The organism is Methanococcoides mangrovi, from assembly GCF_052057775.1.
In the GTDB taxonomy this organism is placed as follows: Archaea; Halobacteriota; Methanosarcinia; order Methanosarcinales; family Methanosarcinaceae; genus Methanococcoides.
Map to the genome: position 1 here is coordinate 2194803 of NZ_CP195121.1, position 22125 is coordinate 2216927.

General features: G+C 39.6%; 15 protein-coding genes and 3 pseudogenes. 8 read left to right on the plus strand and 10 right to left on the minus strand.

Annotated features, from left to right (window positions below):
- The 7 genes from ACR3I3_RS10885 to ACR3I3_RS10915 all read right to left on the minus strand — a co-directional run bounded on the left by ACR3I3_RS10885 (window position 1) and on the right by ACR3I3_RS10915 (window position 7434).
- On the minus strand, window positions 1-390 hold the full coding sequence (locus ACR3I3_RS10885) for a molybdopterin dinucleotide binding domain-containing protein (RefSeq protein WP_440952279.1): 390 nt from the start codon (window positions 388-390) through the stop codon (window positions 1-3).
- Between the two features lie 9 nt (window positions 391-399).
- On the minus strand, window positions 400-1209 hold the full coding sequence (locus tag ACR3I3_RS10890) for a formylmethanofuran dehydrogenase subunit C (RefSeq protein WP_440952280.1): 810 nt from the start codon (window positions 1207-1209) through the stop codon (window positions 400-402).
- A 4-nt stretch (window positions 1210-1213) separates the two neighbouring features.
- Window positions 1214-2968, minus strand: coding sequence for a formylmethanofuran dehydrogenase subunit A (locus ACR3I3_RS10895; RefSeq protein WP_440952281.1), 1755 nt, complete (start codon window positions 2966-2968; stop codon window positions 1214-1216).
- Window positions 2968-3990, minus strand: coding sequence for a 4Fe-4S binding protein (locus ACR3I3_RS10900; RefSeq protein ID WP_440952282.1), 1023 nt, complete (start codon window positions 3988-3990; stop codon window positions 2968-2970). The genes ACR3I3_RS10895 and ACR3I3_RS10900 overlap by 1 nt, the downstream gene beginning before the upstream one ends.
- A 16-nt stretch (window positions 3991-4006) precedes the next feature.
- Window positions 4007-4597, minus strand: a complete 591-nt coding sequence (locus ACR3I3_RS10905) for an FmdE family protein (RefSeq protein ID WP_440952283.1) — start codon at window positions 4595-4597, stop codon at window positions 4007-4009.
- A 443-nt stretch (window positions 4598-5040) separates the two neighbouring features.
- On the minus strand, window positions 5041-5448 hold the full coding sequence (locus tag ACR3I3_RS10910; RefSeq protein ID WP_236622648.1) for a hypothetical protein: 408 nt from the start codon (window positions 5446-5448) through the stop codon (window positions 5041-5043).
- 441 nt (window positions 5449-5889) lie between these two features.
- Complete coding sequence (locus ACR3I3_RS10915) at window positions 5890-7434, minus strand: BCCT family transporter (RefSeq protein WP_440952284.1); 1545 nt, start codon at window positions 7432-7434, stop codon at window positions 5890-5892.
- A gap of 328 nt (window positions 7435-7762) precedes the next feature.
- On the opposite strand from ACR3I3_RS10915, the gene ACR3I3_RS10920 reads away from it, so the two are divergent.
- Window positions 7763-9091 (plus strand): monomethylamine:corrinoid methyltransferase, encoded by a 1329-nt coding sequence (locus tag ACR3I3_RS10920; protein ID WP_440952285.1) that lies wholly within the window; start codon window positions 7763-7765, stop codon window positions 9089-9091.
- A 116-nt stretch (window positions 9092-9207) separates the two neighbouring features.
- On the opposite strand, the gene hemB is transcribed toward ACR3I3_RS10920, so the two are convergent.
- Together hemB and hemL are read right to left on the minus strand one after the other, a co-directional pair.
- Entirely contained in the window at window positions 9208-10185 is a 978-nt protein-coding gene (gene hemB, locus ACR3I3_RS10925; RefSeq protein ID WP_440952286.1) for a porphobilinogen synthase, read from the minus strand.
- Window positions 10186-10238: 53 nt separating this feature from the next.
- A complete protein-coding gene (hemL, locus tag ACR3I3_RS10930; RefSeq protein ID WP_440953795.1) occupies window positions 10239-11495 on the minus strand; it encodes a glutamate-1-semialdehyde 2,1-aminomutase in 1257 nt (418 codons plus the stop codon).
- Window positions 11496-11684: 189 nt separating this feature from the next.
- Here hemL and pylB point away from each other — a divergent pair, with 189 nt between their 5' ends.
- From pylB to ACR3I3_RS10965, 7 genes and pseudogenes are all read left to right on the plus strand, one after another.
- Entirely contained in the window at window positions 11685-12770 is a 1086-nt protein-coding gene (gene pylB / locus ACR3I3_RS10935; RefSeq protein WP_440952287.1) for a methylornithine synthase PylB, read from the plus strand.
- A 25-nt stretch (window positions 12771-12795) separates the two neighbouring features.
- A pseudogene (gene argJ, locus ACR3I3_RS10940) lies at window positions 12796-13977 on the plus strand (bifunctional ornithine acetyltransferase/N-acetylglutamate synthase).
- 572 nt (window positions 13978-14549) lie between these two features.
- On the plus strand, window positions 14550-15671 hold the full coding sequence (locus ACR3I3_RS10945) for a hypothetical protein (RefSeq protein WP_440952288.1): 1122 nt from the start codon (window positions 14550-14552) through the stop codon (window positions 15669-15671).
- Window position 15672: 1 nt separating this feature from the next.
- Window positions 15673-15963, plus strand: coding sequence for a hypothetical protein (locus ACR3I3_RS10950; RefSeq protein WP_440952289.1), 291 nt, complete (start codon window positions 15673-15675; stop codon window positions 15961-15963).
- 469 nt (window positions 15964-16432) lie between these two features.
- Window positions 16433-17917 (plus strand): annotated as a pseudogene (mttB, locus tag ACR3I3_RS10955) ([trimethylamine--corrinoid protein] Co-methyltransferase).
- Window positions 17918-18259: 342 nt separating this feature from the next.
- On the plus strand, window positions 18260-18898 hold the full coding sequence (locus tag ACR3I3_RS10960) for a cobalamin B12-binding domain-containing protein (RefSeq protein WP_440952290.1): 639 nt from the start codon (window positions 18260-18262) through the stop codon (window positions 18896-18898).
- A 35-nt stretch (window positions 18899-18933) separates the two neighbouring features.
- The gene (locus ACR3I3_RS10965; protein WP_440952291.1) at window positions 18934-20319 is read left to right on the plus strand and encodes a monomethylamine:corrinoid methyltransferase; all 1386 of its coding nucleotides are present in this window, start codon (window positions 18934-18936) and stop codon (window positions 20317-20319) included.
- Window positions 20320-20706: 387 nt separating this feature from the next.
- Here ACR3I3_RS10965 and mtbB read toward each other — a convergent pair.
- Window positions 20707-22107, minus strand: a pseudogene (gene mtbB, locus ACR3I3_RS10970) ([dimethylamine--corrinoid protein] Co-methyltransferase).
- Between the last annotated feature and the right edge of the window lie 18 nt (window positions 22108-22125).

Sequence of the window (22125 nt, forward strand, 5' to 3'; positions counted from 1 at the left end):
TCAGTTACCTCCCATGTACAGTTTAAGGACAACATCCTCTGCGCTTAGTACCTCACCTTCGGCGGCTTCAATGGTTACAGGGTTACCCTTGTAGAGAGGGGAACCTGTTGAGAATGTGTCAGGGTCAATGACCACGTTGGACCAGATTGCCCTTGGCATGAATACATTTCCTTCCATTACAACGTCTGTGCATTTTGTGAAGACGATGATGGAATGTTTTTCGTCCTTGCTTGTTACTTTTACTTTTTCCGGGCATCCAAGTGCTTCAAAATCGCATGGTGAGATCCAGCATACAGCACATTCCTGTCTGTAATCCTCTGTGTATTTGTCACCGCCTTTTGCAAGCCTGCCCTCGTCAATGGTACTTCCTGTGTTAAGTAATACTATCATGATCACACCTCACAGATCCATGTTTGCAGCCTGATTGACATAGAGAGTACCCTTTGGCCTCTTTGTGATAGCATTGTCACCGAGGAACTTCATGAACTCACCCGGACATTCTATGTCATCGAACTTAAGGTCGCTTTCGTTTGTCACGTATTCGAATCCTGGAGAGAACCTTTCAATGGTTCCGTTAACGACCATTGTACCGGCTGTCATCTCAGCAGCAACTGCGCGGATAGCATTGCCTTTTACAGCGATAAGACCGCCGTTCTGGCGAATACCACAGTAGTGACCGACGTTTCCGCCGACGATTATCTCGCCGCCGCTGATACCGCCGCCGAGGTTGTTGTTGGCGTTACCATCAATGATGATACGTCCGCCGGACATTCCTATCCACTTTCCGCGGTATGCGCAACCAACGTGGTCCCTTGCATTACCTTCGATGTGGAGGAGTCCGCCTACCATCTCCATTCCTGCCCATGAGTCAGCATCGCCCTTTACAAGGATCTCGCCGCCTGTCATCTGGGAACCTACGTGCATGCTTACAGACCCCTCAACGGTGATCTTGCCTGCTGTCATCTTTTCACCGATGCGCTTTACTCTGGAAGCGTCACCTTTGATGACAATGGAAGTGTCCTCTGCGGAACTTCCTGCATCACCCTCCACATCGAAGAATGCAGAGAGAGGAAGCTGCTTTGGTCCCTGCCATACCTGAAGGGACTCGATTTCGTTTTTGGTCTTGCCGGCAAATGCATCTGGAGTGATGACATCTGCCTCTACTTTGATACCGATCTCGGTATTTACTGTAAGAATAACTTCTGCCATGATATCACTGCTCCGTGTTTACCTTGATCGCTGTTGGGTTCTTGAGGTATGACTCAGGTGTTGGGTAGTGGTTGAAACCATGTGAATAGTACCTGAACCATTCCTGTACGTCCTTGAGCATTTCCTTCTCGTTTGCATCAGGAACGCTCACGTCGGTGTAATAGGTCCTCCTCTCAGGGATCATGGTGATCTCGCCATTGTGGCAGACGATGTCTCCGTCCTTGATGGTGTATTCAGCTGTGCTGAACTTGTTGATCAGGCCAGAGTATTCCCTTGTGTCGATCTTGCTTGGGTCAATGTCGTAGATGGTCACATCACCATCTGCACCGACACCGAAGCTTCCCTTCCTGTGTGCCATACCGATTGTCTTTGCTGTGTTTGCACGGGTAAGGATCGCGATGTCGTAAAGGGACATTTCCCTGTCGACCCCACCGAGTGTGCTTCTGTCGTTTGCCCATGGGTGACATTCACTGAATGTCTGGTCCCTGAACTTCTCGGACATGAGCCAGGTCATAACAAGTGGGTACCTTGTGAAAGGACCGCCGTTTGGACTGTCAGTTGTCATGATAGCCTTCCATGGATCATCGACCAGGAGCAGGCATTCAAGACCCATTGCCCACTGGGTACTGTGGACAGGGTTACTCTTAAGGTATGTGAACGGACAGACACCGGAACCACATTCGAGTTCAACATCGGTGTTTGACCATTTGCCACCGGTAAGCACTGCAAGATCGTGGATGGACGGACCATCACCGGTCATACATGTTGCTTCACCGAATGGGACACAACCACTGTCAATTACAACGTGGTCGGTGCTGTTGATGTAATCTGTAAGAGGCTTGACACCGGACTCGAAGTCACGCCAGGATGTACCGCCAAATGCGTTGAACATCATGTGTGTAAGGTAGACTGACTGGTCCCTGCTTGGGTCGATCTTTGTCTCTGCCCACTCTACATCCATATCCTGCTTTGCTTTGACACTGCCAGGGATCTTCATGGATTCCTTTGTGGTCTCGAAGTTTCCAGGGTGACCAAGGTTGTTTGCGTGAAGGTGCATTGACATTGGCATCCCGAGCATTTCGTTGATCTCGGTGAGTCCTTCGATGATCTCTCTTGGAGTTACCTCGAAGTGGATGTTTGCTTCGTCAAGGGAAGATACGTTCTTACCCCATCCCCAGTTCTCCACACCAGCCGGGTTGACACATTTGATACCGTAGGTCTTGTGGGTCCTCATCATCCAGGCAACGTATGCTGCTGCCCTGTCGATGTCGCCTTCCTTGAGGTAGCGCATCATGAACCAGTTGTTACCGAGAACAAGGTATCCACCCATGTCGAGCATTGGGATGGAACGCATCTCTTCGTGTGTGTGGCGTGCTTCCATTGGAGGTACAGCTGCCTCGAAGACTGTTGTGTATCCCATCTGTGAGTATTCGTAACCTTCCATGTAGACGGATGGTACGGTCTCTCCTGAACCGGAGTGGGTGATAGCGGTCTTAGCCATGGTTGCCTTGTAACCATCCTCCGGACGCATCATCCTACCGACGTTGACCTTTGCACCTGCAATGTGGGAGTGGGAGTCAACACCACCAGGCATTACGGTCTTGCCTGTTGCATCGATGACCTTAGCATCTTTCATGTCAGCATCTGAAAGCTCAGATACGACCTTACCGTTCTTGATGAAAATGTCCTGCTTTTCACCGTTCACTTCGTTGAGCGGGTCATAAACAGATCCATTCTTAATTACAATAGTTCCAGCCATTATTCCACCTCTCTCTTCTCAAGCCAAATTGCGGATGTCGGGCAGATCAGTGCACATGCACCGCATGAGCCACATGCTTCCTGGTCAATGACCTTGACAGTACCGTTCCTTACCTCAAGCAGAGGCTTCTCGTCAACATCATTGAGTGCACCGGCTGCGATGAACTTTGAGGAGTTTGCATTGACAGGGCACATGATGACACAGTTACCACAGCCAAGGCAGGCATCTTCATCGGTCTTAAGCACAGATGTCAGAACAGGTTTTGCTGATGGCTGATTGAGAAGCTTCTTCTCGAATACTGCCTTCTTTTCCATCTCTGTAAGAATCTCGGTCTTCTGCACGTCAATAGCCTGTACAGGACATGCGACTGCACATGCACCACAGTAGAGACATGCATCAGGACGCTGTGCGACCTTGTCAACTCTCTCGCCAATGTCCCACTCAGGATTGAAGAGCGCATTGCATGGGCAGACATCAATACATGTACGGCATGCCTGACAGGTATCCTCAGCGCGTACCCAGGTACCTGCAAAAGGCTTCTGGACAGTTATAGCGTCTGTCGGACATACCTCAGCACACCATCCACAGTGTACACAGGTATTGTTGTCAATGATGGTCTTACCTTCCACGCGAGCACCGTTATCATTTGAAAGCCACTGCTGGACCTCGATAGCTCCCTGTGGACAGATCTGCTCACAGAGACCACAGTGTGCACAATCATCGTTAACAGTTGTTGGTGCGATGGTGCTGCAGAGGTAGTTCTCATTGCATACAGGCTTTCCTTCCTCCCTCATCTCGAGAGCGCCTGTTGGGCATATCTTGGTACACATTCCACATGTGATACAGTTGTCCCTTATGTCCAGAAACTCCTTGTTGATGAGTCCTCTGGCAACAGGTCCCACGGAACCAATGATCAGGGTGTCCTTAGGACAGACCATTGTACAGGTTCCACAACCAATGCACTTGTGTGGCATGTAGACCACTTGCTTGTTATCTTTTGTTGAAACCACTATTTCGTTCATCTAATCTACTCCGTAATTATTGCTCATGCTTGCATGCTTCACAAAGTGCTTCGCCCTCAAACCAGACAAAACTCTCTCCACACTTGTCACAAAGCTTTACTTGCTTGCGTTTCTTGATCGGTACTTCGATCTCGGTAAAAGAATAAGAATAAATCTTCTCCCCTGCCTCAAGGACTATCGGAAGAATATCTTCGTGGCGGTGCTTTTCAGTGTTCATGTACCATGCATGAAGTTTGGGATAAGCCTTCGTCTTTTCAGGATCTAGATATATCCTCACAGCAGGCATCGTGTCCTCACCAGGTCCACCACGCTTGTTGACAGTGACAGCCATCTTCCCGTAATCCTTGACCTTAAGTCCCTTGTTCCCGATGGTAGCACCCTCGAGGATCTGGAACGGATCAGGGAGACAGTTATATGTCTCTGCTGTGACATAAATACGTTCACCTTCCTTAACATCAAGGAGTCTCTTTGCCATATTAAGCATCTGGATACCCATCAGAGCCCCTGTGCTCAAATAGCCATGGAATGGGAGGATCTTCTCCACCTGTAAAAATAGCTCTGGATCTTGTTCTTCTATCTTCCTGATAATATTGTCCATATCGTCCATGTGAAGACCTCTTGAATGGGAAAGTGTAGCATCGGATCGGCCGGATCCTTAACAGACAGTTCTATGGCACTGACTGTAATGCTAAGGAACATAACGGTGAAAATTATATATAGTTTATCGTTGCCGGGAAAAACGTGGCAGGGATGCTTAAATACTCGGAAAGGGTGAGTGTGATATCTGTTATATTAGATAGAGATTAATTATGAAATCTTACCCTTGCTCAAAGGTCGAGGCAATTTGGAAAGTTCCACTTTGTCCGAAAAATCAATTTGTCCGAAAAATCAATTTGTCCGAAAACTACCGTTTTTGTCCGATAAAGTATCTCAATGAATAATAGCAAGCCACTGAAGATAGAGAGGAATGCTTAAAAAATCAGCCAACAAAATTTGCTTTAAAAAATAAGCAGTTAATCGCAATTCTCATATGTATAAAAAAGAAAAGTATTAGTTACTAGATGTAATTTCTGTAACGGTTTCAGCTACTACTTCCTTCTCTTCATCAACTAAGAAATCTACTATCTCATTTTCAGACTTAGATTTAATTTTTAAGGCAGGAGCACATCCGATTCCGTCATATCCTTCATAAGTTGGATGGCAGGAATAAGTTACTCCTATGATTGTCCCTCCTTCTTGAATCATTTGCTGAACTCGAATATCCTTGAGTGCAATTCTAGCTATATTAGATTCATTTGTTTTGAGCCATTCAGGTTTTGATTCATTATATGGTGGGAGGAGTTTAATTTCGGAATAATTAATATCTAAATTTATTGATGTATTATTACTTGATTGCATAGATGAATTTTTAGTTGAGTCTTGGTCAATACATCCAAAAGATAAATTGATTAGTAACAAAATGCTTAATGATATAATTATTGATTTATTACTTTTAATTGCAAACACCCCCTATTTTTGATTAGTTACTTCACATGATTATATGTGATGCCGTAAAATTATTTTGCATAGTATATATGCATTATGTCCATAAGTGCTTTGTCCAAAAATTCATGCTTTTGTCCGAATATTCGGGTCATTGTCCGATAAATACCCTATTTTTCGGACAAAGCGGGAAAGTTCATTAAGTTTTTATTTATTAAAAGGTGTATTTTGCACCAATAACATCCAAATTGATCCACCAAGCACCTCACCGAGTTAGTGAACCTTATGAGAAGTGAGATGAGTCGATAATAGAGTTGAATATGGTAGTTAAAAACCTGAAATTTTGGAAATAGACTCACCCATTCATAATAATTTAGAGAAATTGTTACTGCAACCTCTGCAATACTAATCCAGCCATTATTTTAATTTTGAAATCTCTTCAATTTCATGAGAATGCATGTGGCCATAATCTTCTTTTAACCACCTAACAAGTCCAACAATTAAAATAGCTAGAATTACAGCAAGAGGAATGGCAGAAGCTACAGCACAGGACTTTATAGTTGTTAAAGGAGCATCAATTAACATCAACACCAGTGGTAATGCAGAAAGCATTAAGCACCAAAAAAGACGACTTATTGGAGAAGGATCTTCACCACTCTTCAATTCAGGAGATACAGTCGAAGCTAGCGTAAATGAAGCAGAATCAAGTGTTGTAGACAAGAATAGAATTGCCACAACTGCAAAAAGCAATAACAGAAGATTTGTAAATGGTAATTGATCAATAACCTGCATTATAACAAAACTTCCACCAGCTTCCTCCAGCATTTTTGCTACTTCGACTTTTCCAGATAATTGAGAATGCAAACTGAAGCCACCCAAAACCCCAAAGAAAAACCAGATACCTGCACTGCCACTGACAAGCATATTCAAAATAACTTCTTTTATTTTTCTACCTTTGGATATTCTTGCCACAAACAATCCCATAAAAGGTGCGAAAACGACCCAATACAACCAATAAAAAACAGTCCATAGTTCTGTGAAACCGGAATTATTTATTGGATCAGTCCACATGCACATCCTGAAAAAATTATCAGCCATTAAACCAAGTGCATTAATACTATTTTTTACTAAAAATAGAGTTGGTCCTACTAGGAGAATTATCAAAGTAAAAGCGATTGCCAAATATATATTAAAGTCACTTAATCTTTTCATGCCTTTATCAAGACCAATATAAGAGCTAAATGAATAGATTATTGAGATTAGTAACAAAATTGCTACATCCTGAACGAATGTGTGCTTAATACTAAGCAGTTGTGCAATTGCATCTCCGATCATAGGAACGCTTAAACCAAGCGAAATACTCAAAGAGCCAAACACTGTCAATATAAATATTAAATCAACAACCTTTCCCGAAATCCCATCCTGACTTCTCCCAATGGCTTTACTAAAAACAGCACTTAGTCTTAATCCCTTTTCACCCCTGACATGAAAATGATATGCAACAGGCAAAGAAGCAAGACAGTAGATCGACCAGCCAGGTAAACCCCAATGGAAAAAATTGTAAGCTGTTGCCCATTCATATGCTAAAGGTGTACCAGATTCAACACCAAATGGAGGAGTGAGATAATAGTAAGCCCATTCTACAAAAGCCCAATACAACGTTGCAGCACCTAAGCCTGCACAGAACATCATACCAATCCAACTAAAAGTGGAATACTCTGGATAGCACATACCAAGCCGGACATTACCATATTTACTAAATCCTAAATACAATAAAAATCCAAAGCAAGAAAGCGTATACAACAAGACAAAGGGACCAAGAGTTTCAGTCATAACATTATAGAATGAAACGGTCAAATTTTTACCATCATCTGGAAAACAATACAATAAAGACGAAAGTGAAAATATTAAAGGTACACTTACCAATATTAACGGAACATCTTTTTTTATCTTGCCACTCATCAAAATAACCCCAATCATAAGAGAGCCTGTTAATTCCCTCACTAATAAACAATACACTAATTATTAAATATAAACATTCCTATTTGTTTCCCAAGCTTTATATATTATAACTTTCCAAGATGTTGAAAGGAAGTGGGGAAAATAATATAAAAAGATAACCACCCCAAGAAAAGATTTTAAATATAGATTATACATACATTAATGAAAAAGTTAAAAACGATATCAAGTCTATTATATCAATGAACTTTTTGCTAAAAACAATATAATTACAATTACCGGCTAATTCACAACAAGGGAAAGAAATTGTATGAATAACCATATAACCCAAATGCTTCATGGAGACAAGAGGTCAGAAAGTGAGCACGATGAAATAATATATCAGAATAGTTTTGATCTTGTTGAACTCCACAATATATACTATGATAAGGAAAGCATAATCCCATTCGACTTCAAAATGACAGATAGGATATTTGATGCTGCTATTGAGTTATTAGAAAGCACCGGTATTTTCTGCACAGATACCAACCGAGTAATTAGGTTTAGTAAAGAAGAGATAAAAAGAAACCTTGACAATTCACAACCTTCCTTCACCATCGGCCAAAATTCAGAAACAACTAATGTATACTTCAGAAACGTTCTTGATACACGAATGCCACTAATAATGGGAGGACCGACAGCAGTTCCGGTATCAGAAGATCAATTCATCCCGATTCACCGCTCATATACAAAAATTAAAAACATCGAATGCATATCTCCAGCTACATTATACGAAAATATTTTTGAAAAAAATAATCCGTTGAAAATGCTTGAAGGGCACAAAGCAGTAAATTTTGTTAATGATGCCTGTAGACTGGAGGGGCGCCTAGGAATGTGTCGCGTAAGCCCCCCATTTATAGAAGACCCATTAACATCAATCTCCATTGCTAATCCTAAAATTATGGGACCAGGAGATTTACAAGAATTTTACCCACTACCAGATTTAAAAGCTGACCTTAACCAAATATCAAGAGTACTGCATTACAAAAGTATTGGAGTATCATATCTAGCCAGCAATATAATGATCATGGGGGGAATGACGAGTTCCATACCAGAACAATTTGCAATTCAAATGGTTGCCGAATTTATAAAAAATAGAGTACTTTATTCTGCACCGATGGGATTTATTACCCCAACTACATTACAGACTGCTGCATCCAGATCATTAGAGCTAATGTGGGCCATATTTAGTGCATGCATGGCAATTTCAAGAAATGCACGTTTTCTCCACGGGATAGTAATCCAAAATTCATCAGGACCTTGCACAAATTCCATGATGTATGAAACTGCAGTTCAAACAATAGGAACTACTATTTGCGGAGTAGATTCAATTTCAGGACCCATCCCAAATAGAGGTAGCACACTAAATCATGCAGGAGGATTAGATGCATTGTTTATGGTCAAGGCTGCAGAACTAGCAACTGCTTTGAATTTGGATGATGCAAATTACCTCTGCATGGAATTATACAAAATGTATGTGAATCAAAAACCAGAAGTTGGAAAGAATTTTGATGAATGTTATAATGTGAATGATATCGAACCATCTCAAGAATACTATGAAAAATATGATACATCATTAAACACAATATATGAGATACTTGGTGCTAAAATTACCGAATAAGTACTCAGCATATAAACAAGACAATGGACGAAACAATTTCAGAAAGAAATGAAGTCGCCTAGAAACTTTGTTCCCAAAAAGGAAATAAAATGATAAAACAGTGATACATTATTGTATCACTTCAACATCTTTGCAAAATCCTTTGCAAAATAGGTAAGAATCATATCCGCACCAGCCCTTTTTATTGAAAGTAGTGATTCATACATAACTTTCCTCTCATCAAGCCAACCCAAACTAGCTGCTGCCTTCAGCATAGAATATTCACCACTTACATTATAAGCCGCAGTAGGAAGCTTAAACTCATTTTTGATACGATATAAAATATCAAGATAAGGAAGAGCAGGTTTTACCATCACCATATCTGCACCTTCCAAAATATCAAGCCCCACTTCCCTCAGTGCTTCATTTGAATTACCAGGATCCATCTGATAAGCAGACCGATCCCCAAAAGAATAGCTCGAATCTGCCGCATCCCTAAAAGGACCATAGAAAGAAGATGCATACTTCGCAGCATAAGACATAATCGGCACATTTTCAAATCCACCAATATCAAGAGATGAACGAATTGTACCGACCATTCCATCCATCATCCCAGAAGGTGCAATAACGTCTGCACCTGCTTTTGCATGACTCATAGCAACCTTTCCAAGAAGAGGGAGAGTTGGATCATTCAATACACTTTCAGAATCATAATCCACAACCCCACAGTGACCATGACTGGTGTATTCACAAAGACAAACATCAGTAATCACAAGTATATCTTTTCCAAGATCCCCTTTGATCTCACGAACTGCACTCTGTACAACATCATCCTCCCCCCAAGCAGAAGAACCAGATTCATCTTTTTTACTGGGGATTCCAAAGATCATTACAGCAGAGATACCAAGATCTACAGATTCTTTTGCATCATCCACAACACCTTCAAGTGGTATTCTTTGCATCCCCGGCATTGAAGCAATATTTTGAGGAACACTGATCGATTCATCTACAAATATCGGATATATAAGATCACTTGTTGAAATTGAGGTCTCACGAACTAATTCCCGGATCTTATTACTACTTCTAAGCCTTCGCATTCTAATTTCTGGATACATATTTAACTCCTGATAATATACAAATATATAGATTAAATCAATCGACGAAAAATTCAAAGTGCTTTCTGATAAGCCTCAATAGTCTTTTGTAAATCCTCATCACTGTGTGCAAAAGAGATAAAATTCGTTTCAAATTGAGTGGGTGGAAGAAATACACCCCCTTTCAACATTCTGTGGAAAAATTTTAGATATTCATTCATCTCACATTTTAGAACATCAGAATAATTATGAGGAAATTCGCCAAAGAAAATTTTGAACATTGAAGATAATCCCGAAACCGAATAATCTATCCTTTTGTCCGCAATGACATCAGAAAGAGCGGATCTTAGTTGACACCCGGTTGAATTTAGCTTTTCATGGACGTTTTCGCTTTTTAGAAAATCAAGAGTTGCAATTCCTGCAGATAGCGTACATGGACTACCACTAAAAGTTCCTGCTTGGTAGACAGAGCCAGAAGGAGAAACCATACTCATGATTTCTTTTTTACCTCCAAAGACACCTATGGGGAGACCCCCACCAACTATTTTCCCAAGAGTTACAAGGTCTGGGACGATGTTAAAGTATTCGGATGCACCCCCCATTGCCAACCTGAAGCCGGTAATTACTTCATCAAAAATTAAAAGAATATCATGTTCTTTCGTAATTTTTCTCACCATAAGAAGGTATCCATCATCAGGAACGACTGGACCAATATTTCCCATTACGGGTTCAATAATTATTGCTGCAATATCATCCTTATTCCCTTCAATGGTTTTAACTAAAGATTCAACATCATTAAAAGGAATTTGAAGTGTATGTTTTACGAAATCCAGAGGAATACCTGCAGAACTGGATTCTACTTGAGAAGCAAGACCAGAACCTGCTTTGACCAAAACAGAATCATGCGAACCATGAAAGCCACCTTCGATTTTTATTATTTTGTTCTTTTTAGTATACCCTCTTGCAAGTCGAATGGCACTCATAGTTGCTTCAGTCCCGGTGGAAACAAATCTCAACATCTCAATGGCATTATATGCATCCGAGATCATTTCTGCAAGTTTAATCTCCAACTCATAAGGAACTCCAAATATCCAACCATCTTCTAACTGGTTCAGAATTGCTTGCTTAATATAAGAATGGTTATGCCCAAGAATTTGTGGACCATATCCAAGACAATAATCAATGTATTCATTTCCATCAACATCATAGATTTTTGATCCATTTGTAAATTTTGCATAAAATGGAAAGGGATCTATGGCACGTATAGGGCTGCTAACTCCACCAGGCATCAGATTCTTCGCCAAGTCATACAATTCTTTAGAGTTATTCATGTTCACAATTGCACATCCTTACTCGATTTCACCCAATCATAAATAGTTTATTATAACTTGTAAGTACAACATCCATATATAAAAACTTCTATTGAAATAGAAATGTATATATAATATTATTTTTGACATGTATTATTATATTGAAGCGTAATAAAAAAATATAAATAATAAAACAAGGAGGGCATGATTTTGTTTGAAAAGATGGATTACAACGAATTAGATGAGTTTGTAGAAAAGATTAAAAGTGGATATAAAATATCAGATAAAGAAATAAGAAGCATACTTGAAATAGAAAACCAAAACGAACTCCAAAAGCTTTTTTATGTATCTCAGAAGGTAAGAAATTGTTTTTTTGATAATAAAATAATACTTTCTAGCTTTGTATATTTTTCAACACATTGCAAAAACGAATGTGCATTTTGCTACTACAAAAAATCAAACAAAATAAAACGTTATAGATTAGATGTGGAAGAAGTGATAAGATTATGCACCGTTCTCAAAAAAGAGGGGGTCAATATGATTGATCTTACCATGGGAGAAGACCCATATTTCCACAACAATCCCAAACAGTTAGTAGAACTTATCAGAACAATCAAACACAAATTTGGCTTACCAATAATGATTTCACCAGGAGTCATTGACCGAGAGTTTCTAATTAAACTAAAAGAGAGCGGTGCCAATATTCTTGCCCTTTACCAAGAAACATATGAATACGAACTTTACCAGAAGCTGAGAACCAACCAGTCATTTAAAGAGAGAATTGACTGCAAAAAAGATGCGAAGAATGTAGGATTACTAGTCGAAGATGGGATTCTTACAGGAATTGAGGATAGTATCGACTCAATAATACTGTCCCTTAGAGAAATAGAAAAAAGATATCCAGATATGGTCAGAGTAATGACATTTGTTCCACAGGAAGGAACACCACTCGAGAATAAAAACCCAAGCAGCAGCCTTAATGAAATAAAAATTATAGCAATCATGAGACTAATGTTCCCAAATAGATTAATCCCTGCATCCCTGGATGTTGAAGGGATAGGCGGAATGAAAGACAGATTAAACGCAGGTGCAAATGTTGTTACGTCCATAATCCCATCAGATTCTATTCTTGAAGGTGTAGTAAATCCAGACAGAGAAGAAACAGATAGAAAAAGAGATGTAAAAAATGTCCTCTCAGTACTTAATCAGATGGAAATGAAACCCATTGAGCAGGATGTTTTTAATAAAATTATGGAACGTAATGATGAAAACAAAAATTATTATGTTAAATATTAATAATATTCAAAATTGGAGAATAAATATGAAGCTCATTAAAGGCGGCATTTGTGCAATAGATGGAGTTTGGACCGGAGGCACTAAGCATGGAAAAGATGGCCTCGCAATAATAATTGCAGAAGGCAATGCTGCAGGAGTCTTTACAAAGAATAAAATAACATCTGCACCGGTCATCGTCACAAAGAAGAGAATTGCTGAAATAAAGAAACTCTCTGCAGTAATAGCAAATAGCGGGAATGCAAACGCATTTACTGGGGAAGAAGGCATACAAGATGCTAAGAAGATGACAGAGATACTTTCCAAACATACAGGAATACCACAAGAGTTAATCGCAGTTGCATCAAGCGGAGTCATCAGAAAAAGGATGGACAGTAGTTCAATAAGCAAACATACTAAAGAAGTTCTAGAGAACCTATCTAACGAACCTGATGCGAGCACAGCAGCTGCAAATGCAATCATGACAACTGACACCACACAAAAGGAATTCGCGATCGAGCTAGAATCGGGAGTTAGAATTGGTGGCATTGCAAAAGGGTAAGGAATGATAGAACCAAATATGGGAACTATGCTTGCATTTATCTACACAGATGCAGACATAGAAAGCCACTCATTAGATAAATTCCTCAGAGAAGCTGTTAACAAAAGTTTCAATATGATCGTAGTAGATGGCGACACCAGTACCAATGATACAGTGCTTATTACAGCAACAGGAAATTCAAAATATAAAACAAATACTGATAAGTTTCAGGCTGGACTCGACTACTTACATACAGAATTAGGGAAAAATTGTACGAGATGGAGAAGGTGCTACAAAACTGATCGAAGTTCAGGTAAAAGCTGCTAAAACTATTGATGATGCCCGAAAAGTTGCAAAAACAGTAGTAAGTTCACCCCTTGTAAAATCAGCAATATTCAGGAATGATCCAAATTGGAGGAGAGTTATAGCTGCCGTTGGATATTCAGGAGTAGAAATAGAGCAAGAATCAATATCAATCAGTTTTGCAAACCCTGGAAAAAAAGAAGATATTGTAGAAAACGGGAAAATTAAAAGCAAAACGATAACTCAGATTGATAAATTGAAAAAGGTAAGGGCTGAAAAAGAAGTCAGAATAATGATTAATCTTGGAATGGGGAAAAAGCAGCAACTGCTTGGGGATGCGACCTCACTCCAGACTACGTTAGCATCAATTCGAAATATACCTCATAATTAAAGAGAAACTGTTTTGAAACATCAGATTAGTATATAATGTAAAAAATATGATATATAAAAAAGAAGAATAAATGCCTCTTAAAAAATCAGTCCTAAATTCAAGCAATGCCATAGATGATAAATGACCAGACCCCCGGCGTAAAACTAAAAACAAACACTAGATACACAACCTTGAAAGATACATCTAGATTGTGCATTTAGTTCAGTATCCTCTCCTTTTTGCTGTTTATCTCACTGACTAGAGAAAAAGCACAAGACCTAATTAATTTTAGAATAATTTTTCAGATTGAATGAATATGTTTTGTGCAGATTTTTTGAAGCTTAGCCAGCAAAGCCTCAATCATGGCCCATAAGTTCACAATTCAATATAAGTAGGAAATAAAAATATCACGAGTGACACTTTATAAGAATTGCACATCTCTACGACAAACACGTAATCTCAGCATTAGTCATATATAAGCATTTCTCAATGGTGCAAAATGATTATATATTATTAAATTGCTATATCGTTTGGATAGTCATGTCCAGAATATGCCACAACAACTCCGAAAGTAAAGGAGAATATAGACATGACAAATGAAAAGGATTTGAGATTAAACAGATTAATCAAAAAAGAAAGAGATAGCCGAGTTAAATGGGGTTTCATGTGGGGAATTCTGGGCGCCATCCTGTGGGGAATGGGGTACGTCCCTGCCGTAGCCGTGTGGAAGTTACCCGATTTTTCAATGACTTCGATCTTCCCAGAAGGAAACGGACTTTTCCTCGCATTAGTGGCAATTGCTTTTGGAGCAGGTATAGCAAAAGCTTCAGTAAGCGTGTTATTTTGGGCAGGTGGAGAAGGCAAATTATCTGATGTTCCAAAGGCAATAAAGCACTGGAAGATTTCAAAGGTAATGCTTCTTGCAACACTGGTTGCAAGTCCCGTAGGGGTTGCAGGATATCAACTTGCAGTAGGCACAGTAGGGGGTTCTTTTGCAGCAGCCGCTAGCCTATTATTTGGAGCTTTCGCAGCACTTATTGCAAAAGCGTTGTATAAAGAGAAGATAACAAGAAAGGCTGCAATTGGAATCACACTTATCATTATTGGTGGAATTTTTGTATTTAATCCATTTTTATTAATAGCAGACCTTAGTAAAACGAATAGCCTAATAGCAATCATTGGATATATTGGAGGATTTGCCGCTGCATTAGCATGGGGGCTTGAAAGCGTATTTGTTTCAAGAGTTTCAGATTTCTACGATTATTGTATGAGCATGACCTGCCGCGGAGTTTTTGATGTATTATTGTGGGGATTCGTGTGCGTACCAATTGCAATGTTGGCATTCGGATCCAATGCAGTCATTAGTGCAATGATTCACATATACACCCAGCCTGCATTCTGGGTTTGGGAAATTCTCTATGCATTATCAATATATTCCGCATACGTCGGAATCTACAGATCACTACCTTTGATAGGCGCCGGACGCGGGTCAAGTGTATCAGCATTATATGTAATTCCAGGGTTCTTAGCACTGTACATATTTATGGGGGATGTAATTAAGTGGTGGATCCTTGCAGGTGCAGCTATTGCAGTAATGGGTACCGTATATATGTATTGGGACAGTGGTTCGGAACTATCAGAAGGAACAAGAGCTATTGATGATACACCCTCATTATCCAGAAAAACCACATATGTCGAGGAGGAATTTTGAAATGACCTATGACAATATGACAATGAAGACTGCACTTGTAAAGCTTCTGTATGACAAAGGAGAGGCGTGGGATTACGAGCTTGTGGCCGAAATCCAAAAGATATATGGCAAATCATCAGATTATTGGAAATGGGTCATACGTTTTTGGACAATTGAGCTTACATCATCCAATATTTTTAAAGCAATTGATTCTGCAGAAGACGATGGCAGGCACTTTGCAAAAGAGAAAGTGATATACAAGCTAACCACAAGCAATCTGGGAAAAGAAAGGATTGAATCCCTTAAGATCTAAGAAGGAGGCAAAAGAGAATGATATTCCACATTGATGGCATATGGGCATTTAATGGAGCAGATTATATATTTGCAGTTCTACTGCTAGCTTTAGATTTTTTAGCCCTCTACCTATCACGAACATTTATGAACAAGGTCTGAGAAACTCAGACCAACTTTTTTTTAGACAGAACGACTTAGCTTCAAGTTATAAAGCCAAACATAATTCAATCACATGGCTACCACGCTTTTTTAAAATAGAATAAAACACTCGTAAAGAAATCTCCCTCTAACAAATAGAGTAAACCACACAAACTGTTTACGAAACTAGAGTATTAGAAAATAATAACAATATATAATAGTTTCCCTTTTTGTAGCAATTTTTATATACTATGAAAACCACTTTGTGTTTGTGGCATAAAGACTAAGAGGGAATTTAGTCGAACTGGACATGGACATATTCACAACTAAATTTACCAGGTGATATGAACATGGAAAATAAATCATATTCAAACAAGAATATACTAAATGGCATCAACCTTGATATTTTTTCAAAAGATGAACTGAATACTATACACTATGCAACAGAGAACTTGCTTTCGGAATATGGAATAAAAGTAATTAATGAAAAAGCCAGAGAAATTTTCAAAAATGCAGGTTGCGATGTTGATGAAAAGGAGCAAATGGTAAAGATCCCACCACATCTTCTTGAAAGCGCAATAAGAACTACACCATCCAGATTTAAGTTGTATGGCCGTGATAAGAAAAAAACCATCACACAAGAAGCTGGAGAAGAGATTTGTTGGACTAATTTTGGAATTGGAGTTAAAGTAAACACCTACGACGAGTCCACCGGAAAATACATCACCCGAGACAGTACAGAGAACGATATTGGCCAAATTGCTAAAATGGTTGATTGGGCAGATAATATTGATTTCTGTTTCCACCCGGTTGAAGCTATGGACATGATCGGAGAAGGATCATCACTAATCCATGGCCAATACCAACTTATGACAAATTCATCAAAACCAATCCACCTAGATACCACTGCCGACCATATTGACTACAATATTGAAATGCAGGCAGCATACTACGGAGGAGACTTGGAAGAGGTCATAAGAAAACCAATCTGCACAGTAGGAGGATGTCCATCAAGCCCATTGGAGCTTAATGATAACTGTTGTAGGGCACTCATAAAATGTGCAGAATATGAATATCCAAAGCTTCAACTTAGTATGGCAATGGGTGGCGCATCATCACCAATTTTCATGGCGGGGACTCTGGTAACCCATAATGCTGAAGTGTTATCCGGAATTGTGCTTTCACAACTAGTCAATCCAGGATCACCCATATGGTATGGAAGTTCAACAACTGCATTCGACCCAAGAAGAGGAACAGCACCTGTCGGTTGCCCCGAGCTTGGACTTATTAGTGCAGGGGTTGCAAAGCTTGCACAGTATTATAGACTTCCAAGCCTGGTAGCAGGTGCATAGGGGGATGCAAAAACGGTTGATGCGCAATCAGGACACGAAAAGACATTAACAGGCATGCTTCCTGCAATGGCAGGTGCAAACATGGTATATGGTGCAGGTATGCTCGAACTTGGAATGTCATTTTCAATGGAGCAACTTGTAATTGACAATGATATCATTGGCGCAATTAAGAAAGTTGTTAACGGAATCCCAGTAACAAACGAAACGATTGCATTAGATGCAATTATGAATGTGGGAGCAGCCAATAACTTCCTGGCCCATAAGACTACCCGAAACAACATAGATGCCATATCCAACCCAATGATCTTTGACAGGATGATGTATGGGGATTGGGCACATGCCGGATCCAAGGATATCAGAGAGGTTGCTCATGGAAAAGTAGAGCAAGTCATGAAAGAACATGAAGTAATGTCAATTGATGCAGATATTCTCAAAGATATGCAAGCAGTAATGGCAAAGGCAGACAAGGCAGAAAGAAATTGATTAACAAAGAATAATTAAAAATGGCTACAAAGGAAGAAATTGTTGCAAAAGCAACAGAAGAGTTACACTTCTGATAGCACCATTTTCTTTGTCGGGCCCTTATGAAGATAAGGAGCCCCACACAACCAACAATATATACACATCATCAGAATTTTCCAGTAAATAGATAAGAAAGACATACAGATAAATATTGCTTCAGGCAACACATGATGTGTTGAATATATAATATATAAATATTTTGCGTAGAAGCACAATGTTTATATAATAACAAATACGAGTTGAGATTGTAATAAACAATTACAAACAATTACAAACAATTACAAATAATAACAAGGTGAAATAATGGTAGAAGATGAACTGTTAAACGCTGCATATGATGCCCTTCTAGAAATGAAATCTGACAAAGCAAAAGCTGCTGTAGAAGATTGTTTAAAAAATGGAATTGCTGGAACGACCATCCTGAAAACTTTAGGAGATGCGATGCTTGAAGTTGGAAGGCGTTTTGATGCAAGAAAATTATTCCTCCCACAAGTTGTTATTTCCGGAAGAATAATGGATGAATCAAGCAAGATAATCTTTGAATCTCTTGAAGGCTCAGATGCAGATGCAATTGGCGAAGCTGGAACAATTGTTATCGGTACAATTGAAGGAGACATCCACGATCTTGGCAAGAATATTGTTGCGACTATGTTGAAAACTTCAGGATTCAATGTAATCGATCTCGGGAAAGACATACCTGCCAAGAAGTTCATTGAAGCTGCAAAAGAAAGAAATGCGAACATTATTGCATGTTCTGCACTTATGTCCTCCACAATGCCTTTCCTTAGAGATGTAGTAGAGCTTTCAGATTCAGATAAATTCAAGATACTTGTTGGCGGTGCACCGGTGAGCCAGAAATATGCTGAAGAGATAGGTGCTGATGCATATGCAGAAGATGCACTCGATGCCATCAACGTAGCCAGAGAACTCGTTGCTGCATAATCTAGTTGATTAGTTTTAAGATATGAGGTAATATTATGTTAGATACATGGGAACTTTACATACGCTCAATCGAAGGAAAACAAGCTGATGAGACTGAATTCTCGAACATGATACTCCCCACAAGATTATATGAGCTTGCAGAAGAGTATGACATTTCATTCAACCCAGACGAGATAGTCCCTACAGATCCCTCCGAAATAAAAGATGTTTATAATGCAGCCATCGACCTCCTCCTGGATGTGGGCATATACAACGATTCCACGGGCCGTATAATTACATTTGATGAAAAAGAGATAAAACATCATCTGAAGAATCTCCCAGGAACTTACACAACAGGTGCGGATCAGGACAAATGCACAATATCAAAAAGAGGATTTGAAAGTAAGAAATTGCCACCAATTATAGGGGGGCCTTGTGGTGCACCCATCAGTGAAGATATCTATGTCCCATTGATGCAATCAATTGCAAAGGAACCTTGTGTTGAAGGTCTTCACACAGCAACTCCTGAAACAGTATATGGCTTTGAGGTGAGATCAAATACTCCTGCAGAAATGATCGCTGCAAGAAAAGAACTGATAATGACGCGTGAAGCCATCAGAAGAGCAGGAAAACCTGGCCTTTCAATTATTGGAACAATGAGCGGAACTACAAGTGAAGCACAGTGTTTTGCACATTCCTCAGATGGACTCCGTCCAACTGATCGTATGTTAGTTTCCCTCCTAAATGACCTCAAAATTGATTGGGATGTTATAAAGAAGTCCATGTATTGCGAATACAATGGAATTGGAATTACAAACTGCATGGCCCCAGTATTGGGAGGATACCTGGGAGGACCTGAAACTACTGCAATCGGACTAACTGCCGAGATTATTTCATCATTCCTCCTACTAGGGGGTCCAACTATTAATGTGACACCACCATTCGATGTAGTAACCGGACATCAGGTATTCAACGAAGGATTCTTTGCCCTAAGCAGAGCAACAGCAGCAATAACCCAGAACACAAATGCATTAGTTCAGGACTATTGCGGCGTTTCTTCAGGAATGTGTACTGATAATATGATCTATGAAACATTTGCAGTAGCAGGTTCGAGTGTTGCAACGGGATCAGATGCCATTCTTGGTGCAATCACATCCGATGCAATCCGCCAGGATGAATATTCCGGAATGAACTCCAGAATCCTTGACGCAGCAAGGAGATCATTTGCAGGCATGGGTCTTGAAGAAGCAAACGAATTTGTGGTCAAATTAATAGAATTGTATGGTGGAAACGAACCTTCGACTTTCAAACCACAGCAGGGTAAAACCTTCCAGGAACTTTATGATCTGAAAACAATAACACCCACCAAGGAATTTACAGATCACTGGGCTAAAATGCAAAAGAAAATATCAGAAATGGGTTTAGAACTTGAAGAGTTCTAATACCTTATAGATTCTTTTTAAAAACCTGATTTTGCGTGGTGTCACTTATGAGGCACCATGCATCCCAACCTCCTTTTTATTACCACACAGATGAATATGGCAATCTAAAATTGCTAAAGTATTATTTTACTACATAAAGACAAAAAAACAATATGTTAAATTTGTGCATTCATTTTTTAAAATTTGTGTAATGAATATTCACATCAACATATATGAAGAAATATTGTCAGAGATTAGACTAACTTTAAATGATATATTACTTTAAAGATGAGAACACAGATTTTATCTTAATATCAGAGACGTAATTCCAAATACTTAAAAAAATAAATTTGCCATAAATAAGATAATATTTTTGGCAAATTTACAGTTGCTTCGATTATTTATTGCTTAGACATCTGTCAATTTTCTGTGCATTTCACAAGAATTTATCTTCAGATCAAGTGCTTTCTCGATATTCAGTTTTGCTGCAATACCCCTTGGAGTTTCTGCAAACTCTCCAAGAGCTCCAAAACCAAATTCTTCACGCACATCCTTCATTGCATGCTCATCTGAAAGATCTAATACATCAACCCCAAGTTTCTTTGAAACGTATTTCTTTGCACCATCGATCTTTAGACTCTTAGCAAACTGTGCTCTGGCAACGAGGTCTCCTGCAGTCCTCATACCATTCATACCAGATGCAGCAGTGTGAATTGCCCTCATGCTGAAGGAATCGCCGGATCCGCTCTATATACCATCAACCTTTGCCAATTCAACCATTGCTTTATTAGCTTTCGAAAGCGCATCAATAGGAGGGTATTCAAAAATCGGGACGCCACCCACACCATTACCCATATTAACATGAACCGGTAGTGAAGAAACCCTCGAAGCCTCTTTTACAATTGTAACTGCCCTTGCAACATTCCATGCAAATGATTTGGTAGTATTTGTATTAACAGCTGGACCAAATACATTAGCACCTGCTTTTTCAGCAAGTTTTGCCTGCTCGTGTGTCCAAAGGCCTGCAATATCAGAACCCTTGTATTTAAGGTCACCATGAATGCCCAACACACATTCACTTGCCATTCCCATTTCAATATACATATCAGGGAATGCTTTCCTTACTGATTCTACCGCATTAAGGGCCGCATAAAGATCACCATCCCCGGCTGCACCTGCAGTGTCAAAATTAAATCCGTCAGCACCACCAGAGGTCATCATCTTATCAACGATCCATTCAATGTCTCTTGTGAGATGTGCTGCAGATTTTTCTATAGATACCCTTCCTTCTTCGATCTTGAATGCTTTCATGAGATCGCCAGGGTTTTCATAGGGGCCATCAGGGGTGTAATACAATCCCATGTTCGGCATTGCACCATAAAAAGCAGGTACTGTTACAGTTTCCTGTACCAACCTCATATGTTGACACTCATATGCAATAACTGGTTTTACAGGTTTAAAACTATAATCAACATGGCCAAGTTCAACTGTGTCCATGCAATAACCCCTCTCATGGAAGACTGAAGCAAGTAGCCTGCCACAAGGCACACCAGCAGTATGTTCAGATTCAATTGAAAGAGTACCACCATCATGAGTCATTATGATTTCTTTACCAGGCTCTACTGAAACAACCCTATCCTTAGCAATCACAATATCCAGAAGGTGATCAATTTCATCCTCTGATAGTTCAGGAACTTCTGCAAAATCTACAGCCAACCCGCATCCTTCTTCAAGATCATCCCTTATCTGCTCTTTAGTCATAGAAAGCCTACGACCATCCCCCATTCTAGTAATATGTTCTGTTGCCATATTATACACCTTTCTTAA

What these genes read in the sequence shown, in the direction of transcription:
- ACR3I3_RS10900 (WP_440952282.1), bottom strand. Translation starts at nt 3,990, where the DNA reads ATGAACGAAATAGTGGTTTCAACAAAAGATAACAAGCAAGTGGTCTAC.
- ACR3I3_RS10945 (WP_440952288.1), top strand. Translation starts at nt 14,550, where the DNA reads ATGACAAATGAAAAGGATTTGAGATTAAACAGATTAATCAAAAAAGAA.
- ACR3I3_RS10885 (WP_440952279.1), bottom strand. Translation starts at nt 390, where the DNA reads ATGATAGTATTACTTAACACAGGAAGTACCATTGACGAGGGCAGGCTT.
- ACR3I3_RS10960 (WP_440952290.1), top strand. Translation starts at nt 18,260, where the DNA reads ATGGTAGAAGATGAACTGTTAAACGCTGCATATGATGCCCTTCTAGAA.
- hemB (WP_440952286.1), bottom strand. Translation starts at nt 10,185, where the DNA reads ATGTATCCAGAAATTAGAATGCGAAGGCTTAGAAGTAGTAATAAGATC.
- hemL (WP_440953795.1), bottom strand. Translation starts at nt 11,495, where the DNA reads ATGAATAACTCTAAAGAATTGTATGACTTGGCGAAGAATCTGATGCCT.
- ACR3I3_RS10920 (WP_440952285.1), top strand. Translation starts at nt 7,763, where the DNA reads ATGCTTCATGGAGACAAGAGGTCAGAAAGTGAGCACGATGAAATAATA.
- ACR3I3_RS10890 (WP_440952280.1), bottom strand. Translation starts at nt 1,209, where the DNA reads ATGGCAGAAGTTATTCTTACAGTAAATACCGAGATCGGTATCAAAGTA.
- ACR3I3_RS10895 (WP_440952281.1), bottom strand. Translation starts at nt 2,968, where the DNA reads ATGGCTGGAACTATTGTAATTAAGAATGGATCTGTTTATGACCCGCTC.
- ACR3I3_RS10965 (WP_440952291.1), top strand. Translation starts at nt 18,934, where the DNA reads ATGTTAGATACATGGGAACTTTACATACGCTCAATCGAAGGAAAACAA.
- ACR3I3_RS10905 (WP_440952283.1), bottom strand. Translation starts at nt 4,597, where the DNA reads ATGGACGATATGGACAATATTATCAGGAAGATAGAAGAACAAGATCCA.
- ACR3I3_RS10950 (WP_440952289.1), top strand. Translation starts at nt 15,673, where the DNA reads ATGACCTATGACAATATGACAATGAAGACTGCACTTGTAAAGCTTCTG.
- ACR3I3_RS10915 (WP_440952284.1), bottom strand. Translation starts at nt 7,434, where the DNA reads ATGAGTGGCAAGATAAAAAAAGATGTTCCGTTAATATTGGTAAGTGTA.